This is a genomic window from Chryseobacterium balustinum, from assembly GCF_900168205.1.
In the GTDB taxonomy this organism is placed as follows: Bacteria; Bacteroidota; Bacteroidia; order Flavobacteriales; family Weeksellaceae; genus Chryseobacterium; species Chryseobacterium balustinum.
This window is the reverse complement of the sequence record NZ_FUZE01000006.1, coordinates 194,233-206,321: the sequence shown is the minus strand read 5'-3', so window position 1 is coordinate 206,321 and position 12,089 is coordinate 194,233. Positions and strand designations below refer to the sequence as shown.

12 protein-coding genes and 1 tRNA gene are annotated in these 12,089 nt (G+C 32.8%); 3 read left to right on the top strand and 10 right to left on the bottom strand.

Annotated features, from left to right (window positions below; all coding sequences use genetic code 11):
• A partial coding sequence (locus tag B5X64_RS10215) for a transposase (protein ID WP_228418847.1) occupies positions 1–242 on the bottom strand: 242 nt, incomplete at its 3' end.
• Between the two features lie 1,103 nt (positions 243–1,345).
• Here B5X64_RS10215 and B5X64_RS10205 point away from each other — a divergent pair.
• Both B5X64_RS10205 and B5X64_RS10200 read left to right on the top strand, forming a co-directional pair.
• A complete protein-coding gene (locus B5X64_RS10205) occupies positions 1,346–1,603 on the top strand; it encodes a helix-turn-helix domain-containing protein (RefSeq protein ID WP_079465106.1) in 258 nt (85 codons plus the stop codon).
• Between the two features lie 30 nt (positions 1,604–1,633).
• Positions 1,634–2,071 (top strand): hypothetical protein, encoded by a 438-nt coding sequence (locus tag B5X64_RS10200; protein ID WP_228418841.1) that lies wholly within the window; start codon positions 1,634–1,636, stop codon positions 2,069–2,071.
• Between the two features lie 27 nt (positions 2,072–2,098).
• On the opposite strand, the gene B5X64_RS10195 is transcribed toward B5X64_RS10200, so the two are convergent.
• The 4 genes from B5X64_RS10195 to B5X64_RS10185 form a co-directional block, all read right to left on the bottom strand.
• Positions 2,099–3,316, bottom strand: a complete 1,218-nt coding sequence (locus B5X64_RS10195; RefSeq protein WP_079465105.1) for a site-specific integrase — start codon at positions 3,314–3,316, stop codon at positions 2,099–2,101.
• A 243-nt stretch (positions 3,317–3,559) separates the two neighbouring features.
• Positions 3,560–3,644: transfer RNA gene (locus B5X64_RS10190), tRNA-Ser, on the bottom strand.
• A 128-nt stretch (positions 3,645–3,772) separates the two neighbouring features.
• Positions 3,773–4,240 (bottom strand): GIY-YIG nuclease family protein, encoded by a 468-nt coding sequence (locus tag B5X64_RS22545; RefSeq protein ID WP_111944955.1) that lies wholly within the window; start codon positions 4,238–4,240, stop codon positions 3,773–3,775.
• A gap of 99 nt (positions 4,241–4,339) precedes the next feature.
• On the bottom strand, positions 4,340–5,476 hold the full coding sequence (locus B5X64_RS10185) for an SNIPE associated domain-containing protein (RefSeq protein ID WP_111944956.1): 1,137 nt from the start codon (positions 5,474–5,476) through the stop codon (positions 4,340–4,342).
• Between the two features lie 163 nt (positions 5,477–5,639).
• On the opposite strand from B5X64_RS10185, the gene B5X64_RS10180 reads away from it, so the two are divergent.
• On the top strand, positions 5,640–6,803 hold the full coding sequence (locus B5X64_RS10180; RefSeq protein WP_079465104.1) for a retropepsin-like aspartic protease: 1,164 nt from the start codon (positions 5,640–5,642) through the stop codon (positions 6,801–6,803).
• Positions 6,804–6,934: 131 nt separating this feature from the next.
• On the opposite strand, the gene B5X64_RS10175 is transcribed toward B5X64_RS10180, so the two are convergent.
• Genes B5X64_RS10175 through B5X64_RS10155 form a run of 5 tightly spaced genes read right to left on the bottom strand, consistent with a single transcriptional unit; the run spans position 6,935 to position 12,084 of the window.
• Positions 6,935–8,290, bottom strand: a complete 1,356-nt coding sequence (locus tag B5X64_RS10175; protein WP_079465103.1) for a M20/M25/M40 family metallo-hydrolase — start codon at positions 8,288–8,290, stop codon at positions 6,935–6,937.
• A 27-nt stretch (positions 8,291–8,317) separates the two neighbouring features.
• Positions 8,318–8,782, bottom strand: coding sequence for a hypothetical protein (locus B5X64_RS10170; protein ID WP_079465102.1), 465 nt, complete (start codon positions 8,780–8,782; stop codon positions 8,318–8,320).
• A gap of 23 nt (positions 8,783–8,805) precedes the next feature.
• Positions 8,806–9,363, bottom strand: coding sequence for a hypothetical protein (locus B5X64_RS10165; RefSeq protein ID WP_079465101.1), 558 nt, complete (start codon positions 9,361–9,363; stop codon positions 8,806–8,808).
• 23 nt (positions 9,364–9,386) lie between these two features.
• A complete protein-coding gene (locus B5X64_RS10160; RefSeq protein WP_079465100.1) occupies positions 9,387–10,787 on the bottom strand; it encodes a M28 family peptidase in 1,401 nt (466 codons plus the stop codon).
• Positions 10,788–10,839: 52 nt separating this feature from the next.
• Positions 10,840–12,084: a DUF1015 domain-containing protein gene (locus B5X64_RS10155; RefSeq protein ID WP_079465120.1), complete on the bottom strand. Its 1,245-nt coding sequence runs from the start codon at positions 12,082–12,084 to the stop codon at positions 10,840–10,842.
• Positions 12,085–12,089: the final 5 nt, after the last annotated feature.

Sequence of the window (12,089 nt, the reverse complement as noted above, 5' to 3'; positions counted from 1 at the left end):
TTCCTTTTATTATTTTGAAGAAGAGAAATCCAAATTCTTTTGAAAGAACCGTCCTTACACCATTTATTGAAATAATAATAGACTAATTGCCAGCTTATTGTTTCTTTTGAAAAATATTCTTTGAGGCTTAATTCCCGCCATTGGCAGCCTGTTTTCAATCGTTTTATAATGAGTTTAAAGATTTTTCCTAAATCAAATCTCGTGGAAAACCCTCGTTTGCCTTTGCTTAAATGAGGTAAAATCCATTTTTCCAGTTTATCTTTGCTTATGAGTTCCAGATTTTAGTTCTTTTTTTTTGCAACTCTAAATTGCTAATTTTCTGGAAACTCTTTTTCTAAATAAGTTTAAACAAGTTCATAATTAAAAACCTATTATAGAGATAAGTATTTATAAAGATAATTAATAAATCATAAATTACCATTGTAAATTCTGGATTTGTATTTCGCCTTTCGAGTTGTGAATGTATTTTTTGTAATAGCTTCTTATATTAAGTTCTACTTTGTGAAATTAGGATTAATAAAAACAAAGAAATGGGGTTCTGAAATTATTTATGAGAAGTCAAACCTAATTCCAATTGCTCACAATTATCTTTTATAGAGTTTGCCTAACTAATAGAGTGGGCTAAAAGCAACGATTTATATTAATTAAATTTTACCATATATTGGTAAATTCTACTAAAACTCATTTTTTTAGTTGGTGAACGCAAGTGTATAATTTAATTGATATTTTAATAATTGACATCTTATATTACATTTATCAAAATTTAAAAAATAATTTTGTCTTTGAAATTCTGTGCATTAATAGAATTTTCCAATCAAAAATGGCCTTTTTATTTGTGCGGAATAAAAAAGGTACACTCGGTTTATGTGTATGCAACTGATACTATTTTACCTTATTTTTTTTACATGCACGTCGAAAATGATTATCAAAGAAGGCTTGAACGTATTGACACTTATAACAAAAAAAGCGACATTTTCGTAACTCTACAACTGTTCCCAAGAAAGACTGAGATGCTCAGACAACTGAACTGTTTGAATTTAACCATTTTGTCAGAAACAGAAAACGCGATTGAGTATGTCATTGGATTCTTCAAAGTTTATAGATCGTATTTCTGTTATCTCATTTTATTTGAAAAGGTGAGTGATGCACTTCATTTTTCTAACTGGTGAAGTTCAGTACTCAAAAGTAATTATAAATTCCAGCTTGGTCTTATTTATTCTTTTTTAATCTTCAAATTTTTCAAATCATTCCAGAATGTTCTTAAGTAGACCATTTCATGGTTATACTATTGTTTACAATAGTTCGATAGCTCAACTTTGTAAAAAAAATTAGAAAATAAAAACTTATGAGAGTAAACCTTGTTACTAAAGAAGATCTTCAGGAGTTCAAGATTGAATTACTTGAAGAGATCAAAACACTTTTTAATATTAAAAATTCAGAGCAGAAATTATGGTTGAGATCATCAGAGGTTAAAGAACTTTTGAAAATTTCCACCGGAACATTACAAAACCTTCGCGTTAATGGTAACTTATCTTTTACTCGCGTCGGAGGCACGTTATACTATAATTATAAGGATATAGAAAAAATGTTGAATAACAAATGATAATTTCTTAAATGCTCAAAATTAAGTAAAATGAATTATATAAAACATCTTACAGGCTTCTATGAGAAGGTTATTCAAGATGACATACTTAATCCTACACATATTAGTCTATATTTTGCTTTGTTTCAATTCTGGAATTTCAATCGTTTCAGGAATCCTATAAGTATTTCCCGGGATGAAGTAATGAGAATCAATAAAACAAATTCAAAAGCAACTTATCACAAGTGCCTAAAGAATCTTCATTCTTTGGGTTACATTGATTACCAGCCTTCCTACAATCCATTTATTGGAAGTAAAATCGTTATGCTTGATTTTGCAGGAGCATTAAAACCTGTAGCTAAATATAGAGAAAGAAAAATTTTGGCTTCTCAATCTAACTATATGGAAAGGATGTTTGTTAATCCATCTATCGCAATCTTACAGTATTTGGTAAACAATTCCATCTTTATAACAAGACGGAATTGTTGAATTTAGCTTGATCTTGATTTTATTCTACTATGTATCTTGAAGTTTGGTTCTTAATGCCAACATATCATTGCTCACTTTCTGATCTAAAATCTTGGCGTAATGTTGTGTCGTTTTTATATTCGTATGTCCCAGCATCTTACTTACGCTTTCGATAGGAACACCATTGGACAATGTTATTGTGATAGCAAATGTATGTCTTGCTATATGAAATGTCAACTCCTTGGTGATTCCACATACATTAGCAATCTCTTTGAGGTAGGAATTCATTTTCTGATTACTGAGTACAGGAAATAACACATTTAAATTTATGCATTCCGGATGGTCTTCATATTTTGAAATAAGTTCTTGTGCTAACGGTAATAATGGAACTCTAGTTGAGGTATCGGTTTTCTGACGATGTGTAAAAATCCACTTGTCACCATCTATTCCAAAATTGACATGCATTTTCGATAATTTCTTTACATCAACGTAAGCTAATCCTGTATAACAACTAAAAAGGAAAATATCCCTTACCTGACTTAATCTCTCTGACACAAATTCCTTTTCATAAACCACCTGAATTTCTTCTCTGCTCAGATATGGTCGTTCGACTATCTTGAGCTTCGCTTTATATCCAAGAAAAGGATCTTTACTGAGCCAGCCATTAGCCATACATAACCGAATGATCTTTTTAAAATTCTTGATGTACTTTACCGCGGTATTGTTTGCACATTTACGAACACTACGAAGCCAAAAATCATAATCCATTATAAAAGCATGATCGATCTTTGTGATGTCAATATCAGAAGTTTTATATTTCCAGATTAAAAATTCCTGCGTATGCTTTAACGATGTTTTATAGCGCTCCAATGTTCCGGGGGCAAAATCCTGACCTACCAGTGCTTCAACTTTATCATTATGATCCTGAAAAATAGGAATGAGCATTCGTGTGGAAACATCGGTTCCAAGTAGTTTAGATTTTAAACTCTCTGATGTTACAAAGTCTTCTTCTTTAAGCATCAGGTAATGAGAATCGTAAACTTGTTGTTCCAAAGTTTTAAGGTAAGAGTTCAATGTTTTGGCTTCTTGACTATTGCCTATGGCTTTCTGTGATTTATTATCCCATTTCTTTGGGTCGATATATCTTTTAGCCGCAATCTCTGCTGCCTTGCCGTCTATCGTGATTCGTAAGTAGATAGGAGCGGTTCCATTTGTTCTGATTTTATTCTTTTTTATAAAGAATAGCAGGTTGAATGTTTTGTTCATTGTGTGATAACTTTAATTATTTAATAATTTACTTTTTGTTACCACTTTTTGCAAGATGTTCAATCGTTAAACTCCCTATTAGTCAGGTTTTCCAGATATTTTAGTGACCTATTTTGATATTTTCACGATAGGTCACTAAATAGGTCACTTTTAACATGGCCTTTTTTGATACTACTGCCAAAACAAAAAACGCTGTAAACATAATGTTTACAGCGTTTTAGCTTATTTTAGTTTCTCAACCAGCGGAGAGAGAGGGATTCGAACCCCCGGACCTGTTACAGTCAATAGTTTTCAAGACTATCGCAATCGACCACTCTGCCATCTCTCCTTAAACTCCGATTGTATCGTTGTTTTCAGTGGTGCAAATATAGAAAGTTTTTTTATTCCAACAAAGAAAAATTTAACAATTATTTTAAGTTTTTAGCTAAAATTCAAAAGATGAATTAGTTATAAAACTTAAATTTCTTCGATGACTTCTTCATAACTCACGGGATCTGCTATTTTCTGATATTGTTCCCATTCGGCTTCCAGAGTTTTATCGGTTTTCATTTCCTCTTCAAGCTTTAAAGTCTCTCTGTATTGTTTTGCTTCAGCTAAAAGTGTCCATTTACAATTGATTCCGATTGTTTCCAAATGATTTTTTAAATCACTTAAATTAAGTCTGAAAAACTCCTTTCTTGGATTAATTTTATTAAGCTGATTTTTAAGGAATTTCTTGTGAAGCTGTCGTTCCAAAGCCGGAGCATCATCTGAATAAATCATTGCATGCACATCAAATTCAAATGGAACACTTGCGTCTCCCAGTTCACGAACCCGGTCTAAAGGCTCCAAACGTCTTGTCATTCCAATTTTATAAATATGTTCTCCAAACGAACCGATGTTTGAAATGACATATACATTACCGGTTTTTGTCTGTTGTGCCATTGAGATAGCTCTTTGATTTTTTTCTTCTGCTTGTTCGAGTTTTCCTTGTAATTCCTCCAGTTTTTGTTGAAAAAGAGCTTTCTGTTCTTCATTAGCTCTCTAAACTTGTGTTTCAGCCTTCTCGATTAACCTTTTTAAAGTTTGTTCTTCTTTTTCAGCATCTTTTATTGCTTTTTCAAATTCCTTTCGGGCTTTTTCTTCTTCACGAATCTTTTCACGAATTTCTCTTTGCTCTTCAAGTTCATTTGCCCGTAATTCCTGTGCTACAACTGCCCATTTTAACTCTTCAAGCCTTGCGTGATGATAAATTTCTGAAATTCTTGCATTCCGAAAAGCTTTACCATTAAAATTAACCAACTGAAAAGCGTCCTCGATTTTTTGCTTTAAAATGCCGTAATTATCTTTTCTCACAGTTGATAAAACAGAGTCTACCTTTCCGTTGTAAGCATCTATTACAAAATCCACAGCCGTTTTTTGTCTTTCATCATCCATATATTCGCAGATTCCGGCTTGTCGGTTCACGATCATCATTTTATTATTCTGACGAAGCTTTTTAAGATTTTCACCTGCGTCTTTATGGCTGAAATCTTCAGCAAGCTGATCCAACAGGGTATAACTCGGTACAAGATATTCATTTCCATAACCTTTAATAACGTTTTTCATTGCCTGGATTCTGTTGGCAATTTCATCGGCTTCTCTTAGACTTCTGTATGCATCTCCACCAATAGTCTCGGCTTTATTTTCAGCTTGATCAATGATTCTTTTAGATTCTTTTACTGCATTTTCATATAAAAGTTCGATTTCTCTCTGTTTTTTTTCAGTAAGTTCTTTGGTGTTTCGTCTTGATTCTCTCGCATTTTCCTGAGCTTCAGATAATTCCAGATTACCTCTTTCTCTCAGTTTTTCGTAATCTTTTTGAGCCTTTCTAAGCAGATATTCACATTCGATTTTTACATCAATAATGTTTTGATATTTGCTCAGTTCTGCAATTTTATCTTTTAGTTCCCGATTGGTAATCTGAATATAAGACAAGTCTTTTTTGGCAGACTGAAGATGTGTTTTTAAAGAATTATTTTCATTCTGGTATTTTAATATTTCAGACTGAAACTGATTAATGATTTTCGTTAAATCATTAATTTTAAGGTCTTTGTTTTTAATTTCATTCTTTAGTTTTTGAGATCGAGTGTAGAAATACACCGCCAATCCAGCTAAAATTACAATGAGAAAAATTTCCATGGTTATTAGTTTTGTGCTGCAATATTACACAAACATTGAATTGTTTCTTTACGGGAAACCGTATTTATATTTATAATAAAGCTGAAGTTTGTTTAAATTAAAACATTTTGCCTTTCAATAATCATTCATTCACATAAAACACTATTTTTATAAAAAATAAGTCATGAGAAAATATATATTCTTTGTTCTACTATTTCTTGCAACCACAGTTTCTGCCCAAGGAAAAAGATTTTTTGAAAATGGTGAAGCCGAATTAAAAAATCCTGTTGAAAAAATTAATCTGACTTATACCAACGAACTGCCTTTCGTTAAAGTAAATATTAATGGGAAAATCTATCAGTTTCTTTTTGATTCTGGCGCTCCGACAGTAATTTCCACCTCAATTTATAATGAGCTTAATCTTAAGAAAAAACATCGCAGTAAAGTCACCGATTCCAAAAAAAATAAGCAGGAACAAATCTTTACAGTAGTTCCGGAAATAAAAGTTGATCAAATTACCTTCAAAAATATTGGAGCTATTGTGATGGATCTAAAAGGAATTGAGTTTGAATGTTTTAAAATTGACGGTATTATCGGAGCCAATCAGATGGCAAAACTTTTCTGGAGAATCAATTATTCAGAAAACTCAATAGAAGCTACTAAAGATCTGGCAAATTTTTCTAAAGAAGGCTACGAAACGGTGTTTTCTTTTAATCCAAAACCACAGAAAACACCTGTTATAAAAGCTCAGATTTTGGATGAAAAAATCAATCTTACTTTTGATACCGGATTTACAGGTACTGTGAGAATTTCTAATAAAGAATATGATGCAAAAAATAGTAAAGTGAAGTTTGTTGAAACTTATGGTACATCTTCTGTTGGAGCATTTGGAGCGGGAAATCCGGAAAGCTCTTATTATTTTAAACCCAATGAAGTGTTTTTAGATGACCAAAAATTTGAAGATGAAATTATTTCTACCGGATCTTCAAGTTTGCTTGGAAACGAATTTTTGAAAAAATTCAGATTTATAATGGATTGGAAGAATAATAAGATCTATTTAAATAAAATTAAAAACTATCCTTCAAAATTAGAATCTTTTGGCTTTGCCTATCGATTTATAGATCATAAAGCAAAAGTTGTGTTGCTTTTTAACGGAAGTGATAGTCCTCTAAAACTTGACGATGAAATTTTGAATATGAACAATATAAGCTTAGAAAATCTTGACCAAGAATCTGTTTGTAAATATCTGCAAGACCGTGTAGAAAGAGATCACAATTCTATCGATATCAGAGTTAAAAGAGAAGGAAGGATTTTAGATTTTACGATTGCTAAAAAAGAATACTTATGAATGCCACGAATACACAAATTATTTATTTAAAATAGAGATTTATTCTTGCATTTGTGGTAATCTAATAAATATTTAGCCTTGACAAGGCTTTTCAAAACAAAAAAAGTCCTCAAAATCGAGGACTTTCTATTTTACCAGTTCTTATCAATCATGTAAATCATTTGCGTCATAATTGTTGCTCCTAATAACAATTCGCGACGATTAACTTTTTCAAAAGTATCTTCTTCGGTATGATGAATATCAAAATATCGCTGAGAATCCGGAACGAGCTCTGCCGTCGGAATTCCCATATCTTTTAAAGGATAAATATCTGTTCCCGAATATCTTCCGTCAAAATCATAAGCTCCGTAAGGAAGAAATAGGGGAGACCAGCTTGTAATTTGCTTGATTTTATCATCATCCATTTCCAAAGCAATTCCTCTCGGAGAAAAACCTCCCGCATCAGATTCTAAGGCAAAAAGATGTTTTTCGTTATTCTCTTTTACCGTTTTTCCGTATTGTTGACCGCCTTTCACGCCGTTTTCTTCATTCGCAAAACAAACAACTCTTATGGTGTGATTATTTTTTAGACCTAAATTTTTAAACGTTCTCAAAACTTCAATGCTCTGTACAATTCCGGCTCCGTCGTCATGCGCTCCTTCACCAACATCCCACGAATCTAAATGTCCGCCGACAACAATTACACTTTTATCTTTGTTCCCTGTAATTTCGCCAATCACAGAGTGGGAGAGTTTCTCACCTTTCATTCCACAGTTTGAATTGAGTTTAGCGGTAATCTTTTGTGATTTTAAAAGTGATTCCAATTCGTCTGCAGTGGTATTTCCAATGGCAACGGCAGGAATTTTTTCTGAATCACCGTATCTCATCGCTCCGGTATGCGGTACATCATCAAAGGCAGAAGAAAGTGATCTTACAATGGCAAATTTTCCGCCTTTTTTTGCTGTTAAAGCTGCAGCGGTAGACCGATAAACTGCCGCATCGCTGTAGGCTTTGAAAGTCTGAACATAAGACTGACTGAAAGGATAATTAAAGAAAACAATCTTGTCTTTCACCTGTTCCGGACTGAGTTTATCATATTCTGCCAAAGATTTTACCATAATGATTTCTCCGGAAACATCTTTTCCTTTTGTTCCTTCGGAGTTTCCAAGAGAAAGCATTTTTAGAGTTTTCCATTTCCCGTTTTGAGCTTTTATTTTTAAAGATTCTTTTCCTCTTTCCCAAATCGGAATCATTACTTCCTGAAGCCAGACTTTATCGGCTCCGGCTTCTTTAAGTTTTTGTTCTGCCCATTTTACCGATTTTTCATACGCTTCAGAACCGCTCAATCGATGACCTATATTTTTGGTTAAATCTCTAAGTTCATTGTAAGATTTTCCTTTATTTAAAATTTCTGTTGAAATTCTGCTGAATTGTATAGAATCTTCTTTGGTCTGTCCAAATAAGCTTAAGCTTAAAAAAACAACCGCAGCTGATAGAATATTTTTCATAATTACTACTTTGTTTAGATCTTCAAATTAAAATTTTATCTCTACATCGATTTGTCTTCCTTCCTGCAAGGCTTTTTTATCCATTGAAGAACCAACTACAGCACCTACACCTAAACCAATTGGTAATCCTATTGCCATTAATCCCATATTTTTCATCAATAAACCAAAAACAACTCCGATTGGTAAGCCGAAAGCCGTCATTCCTACCGCTAACCATAATTTTTTGTAATAGCTTTTAGGAACAATTTTATGCTCTTTTTCCAAGTATTTTATGATGAGATTTTGCTTGTCTTTTAAAAATTTAAGCAACGCTGTATCTTGTAATGTTGTTGAATTAGTTTGTTCAACAATACTATTAATATATTGTAACGCTTCAGAAGGTAATTTTTTATCGTTAAGTTTTTCTAAAATTTCCTGAAACTGAGAATAAATCTCATTAAGTTTCGGAGTATTTATTTTGTTTGATTCTAAGTTTAATGGGTTGATTTCCATATTAATATTGGTGATTTGTTTGATTAAACAGGTTGAGAATTGTCAACAGCTTTGGGAATTTTAAATAATAAAACTAAAGCCCAGATTTGAAGTATTGTTTGTACAATATTGATGATTCCTACAACAGGGTCGTTTTTTATATTAGAAATTATAAATGGAATTCCCAAAATACCTAATCCAAAAAGAACAAGCAATAAATACTTAAACCATTCTATGCCTTTGCTTGTAAAATATGCCAATGTAAAACCAAAAGCTAAGACAATGATTGCAATGAAAATTTCAAACCCATTATGCAAAGTATCATACTTCCAGATTAGATTGCCAATTCCTAAAAATGCTGAAATATAAAGAAATTCGGCAGCTTTTTTATAATTGGTATGTATAGTTGTATCTGTATTATTTTTATTAATTACTGTTGTAGAAAATCTTTCATTCTCTTCATCAGTAAATATTCTGCCTCTTGATTTTAAAATTTCATAGGCATATTGATTGGCTTCCGGAACGAATTTATTTTCAGATTTAATATATTCTTCTAATTCCTGACTTGATTTTTCTTCTAAAAGCCTTTTGTTAACGCTCATAATTTTTTTGATTTTCTTAATTCTTACCAGTTTTTATCAATCATAAAAACAAACTGCGTCATCGCAACTGCTCCAAGTAATAATTCTCTTTTGTTGACCTTATCGAAAGTATCTTTTTCAGAGTGATGATAATCGAAATAACGTTGCGTATCGACCACCATTTCAACCAATGGAATGTCTAATTTTTTCAAAGGTGCAATATCCTGAATGGCATACGTCTGGTCAAAATCATAGATTCCATACGGTAAAAAGTAATTTTTCCATTCGAAAATAAGCCTTCTTCTCTGTGACGACATATCTAAAGAGAAACCTCGCGGAGAATATCCTCCGGAATCGCTTCCTAAAGCCAAAATATGTTTTTCTTCTTTCTTTTTTACACTCATTGCATACGTTTCGCGACCCATTCCGCCATTTTCACTGTTGGCATAAAGCACAACTCTAACCGTATGATTGTTGTCGTACCCTAAAGCTTTAAACGTTCTTAAAACTTCCATACATTGTACCACTCCGGTTCCGTCATCATGAGCGCCTTCTGCAAAATCCCATGAATCGAGCTGGGCTCCGAGAACAATGACTTTAGAATCTTTTTTTCCTGGAATTTCACCGATAATATTGTGATTAATGGTTTCACCTTTTGATTCGGCCGACATATTAATTTTAGCTTTAACAGACGTTTTCTTAAGAAGGCTTTCAAGTTCATCTGCAGAACGGACTCCAATGGTCATTGCCGGAATTCTTGTCTTATCATCCGGTTCGTAATAGACTTGTTTTGCATGCGGAATATCATCTGAAGCCGTTGTTAATGATCTTATGATTAAAGCTTTTGCTCCTTTCTGACCAATAACGGAGGCCGAAATAAGTTTAGATTTAGCAGCTATTATATAAGAGTCTACTGTACTGATTACGGTAGGATCAATAGGGTAGTTGACAAAAATGATTTTATCTTTTGCATCGGAAATTCTAAGATTCACCAATTCCTGAACATTATTCACCAGAAGAATATCGGCAATAAGGTCTTTTCCTTTGGTGCCTTCAGAGTTTCCAAATGAAAGCATTTTTATGGCTTTCCAATCACCACTCGACGTTTTTATTTGTAAAGATTCTTTTCCTCTGATCCAAATCGGAACTCTTACTTCCTGTTTCCAGATATTTTCTGCACCAGCTTCTTTTAAGTTTTTTTCAGCCCATTCCGTAGCTTTTGTATAGCCCGGCGTCGCACTGAATCTTGATCCAATTCCTTTTGTTAATTCACCAAGATTGTCGTAAGCGGTTCCGTGAAGAAAAATTTCGTCAGAGATTTTCTTAAATTCTTCGTGATAGTTGAATTTAGGAATTGGCTTTGGTTTTTTTGCCGGAGTTTTTTTCTGGGAAAATAAAAATCCACTCAAAAAGAGTGGAAATATGATGAGTAAGATTTTTTTCATTTTTACTGACCGTTTTCTTTTCGGAGCATAAAAATAAATAAAAATTAGATAATTATGGCTTCATATCGTACATTAATAATGCAGTAACCAGTTTAGGTTCGATAAATGTGCATTTTGGAGGCATACGCAGCTTTAAATCAGATATTTTAATCATATCATTAAAGCTTACCGGATAGATTCCAAAACCTACTTTTCCTTCACCATTGTCGATTTTTTCTTTCAATAATTTGATTCCTTCAATATTCGATGTTCCTTTCACGTAGGTAATCTGATCTGAACTGTCAGAATCTTCAATATTCAGAATATCTTTAATGATATATTTATCTAAAATATGATGATCCAGATTATCGAGTGACATTTCTGGAGAACGCAAATCGTGCTTTACGTGAAGTGAATAGAATTTTCCATCCAAATACATTGAGATATGGAATTTCTGAGAAGGGTAGTATGCAGTCTGGTCTTTTTCGTGAATAAGGAAATATTTCTCCAATTTTTTCAAGAAATCTTCAGTAGATAAATCTCCGATATTGCTCAGAATTCTGTTGTAATCGTGAATTTTAATCGATTGATTGGAAACGATAAAGCTATACACAAAATTATAAGCTTCTGTTCCGTTGTGACGCTTGTTTTTTTCTTTCAAGCGTTTTGCATGAAGTGCTGTAGAACCAATTCTGTGGTGACCATCAGCAATATAAAAAGATTCGATCTGATCGATTACTTCTTTAAACTGCTGCAGTTTCAGACGGTTATCAATTCTCCAGATTTTATGTCTGATTCCAATCGTATCAACATGATTGAAAATCGGAACATTTTTTTCTTCATGATTCATCAGCAATTCAATCTTTGAATTTGAAGGATAAGTCAACAAAACAGGTTCTGCCTGAAGATTCACTTTATCAAGATAATGCGCCAGCTTTTCTTTTCTCTGAGGAATGGTGCTTTCGTGCCTTTTTATTTTTCCACTCCAAAAATCTTCAATACTCGACAAGCCAAGAAGCCCTCTGAATATCTGTTTGTTTGGATAAATCTGCTCATAGAGATAATAGGCAGAGCTATCCTGAACTAATGTTTTGTCTTCCAAAAGTTCTTCAAAAGTAGTACGAATTTTCCTTAAATTCCGGTCAACATCTTTAGATTTACTTACAACATAGGGTTTAATCATATTGATGTAAGTTTTTTCTTTTTGTGCTTTTTCAGCAATTTCAGCTTGTGTGAAATTATCTAAAGGATGAGTAGGAAACGTTGCCTCATGATCTTTATGAGGGCGTATTCCACGGAAAGGTTTAAAAACTGGCATATATA

Bases quoted from the DNA above. Each gene is read 5' to 3' on its own strand.
- B5X64_RS10205 (WP_079465106.1), top strand. From the start codon at position 1,346: ATGAGAGTAAACCTTGTTACTAAAGAAGATCTTCAGGAGTTCAAGATT.
- B5X64_RS10200 (WP_228418841.1), top strand. From the start codon at position 1,634: ATGAATTATATAAAACATCTTACAGGCTTCTATGAGAAGGTTATTCAA.
- B5X64_RS10195 (WP_079465105.1), bottom strand. From the start codon at position 3,316: ATGAACAAAACATTCAACCTGCTATTCTTTATAAAAAAGAATAAAATC.
- B5X64_RS22545 (WP_111944955.1), bottom strand. From the start codon at position 4,240: ATGGCACAACAGACAAAAACCGGTAATGTATATGTCATTTCAAACATC.
- B5X64_RS10185 (WP_111944956.1), bottom strand. From the start codon at position 5,476: ATGGAAATTTTTCTCATTGTAATTTTAGCTGGATTGGCGGTGTATTTC.
- B5X64_RS10180 (WP_079465104.1), top strand. From the start codon at position 5,640: ATGAGAAAATATATATTCTTTGTTCTACTATTTCTTGCAACCACAGTT.
- B5X64_RS10175 (WP_079465103.1), bottom strand. From the start codon at position 8,290: ATGAAAAATATTCTATCAGCTGCGGTTGTTTTTTTAAGCTTAAGCTTA.
- B5X64_RS10170 (WP_079465102.1), bottom strand. From the start codon at position 8,782: ATGGAAATCAACCCATTAAACTTAGAATCAAACAAAATAAATACTCCG.
- B5X64_RS10165 (WP_079465101.1), bottom strand. From the start codon at position 9,363: ATGAGCGTTAACAAAAGGCTTTTAGAAGAAAAATCAAGTCAGGAATTA.
- B5X64_RS10160 (WP_079465100.1), bottom strand. From the start codon at position 10,787: ATGAAAAAAATCTTACTCATCATATTTCCACTCTTTTTGAGTGGATTT.
- B5X64_RS10155 (WP_079465120.1), bottom strand. From the start codon at position 12,084: ATGCCAGTTTTTAAACCTTTCCGTGGAATACGCCCTCATAAAGATCAT.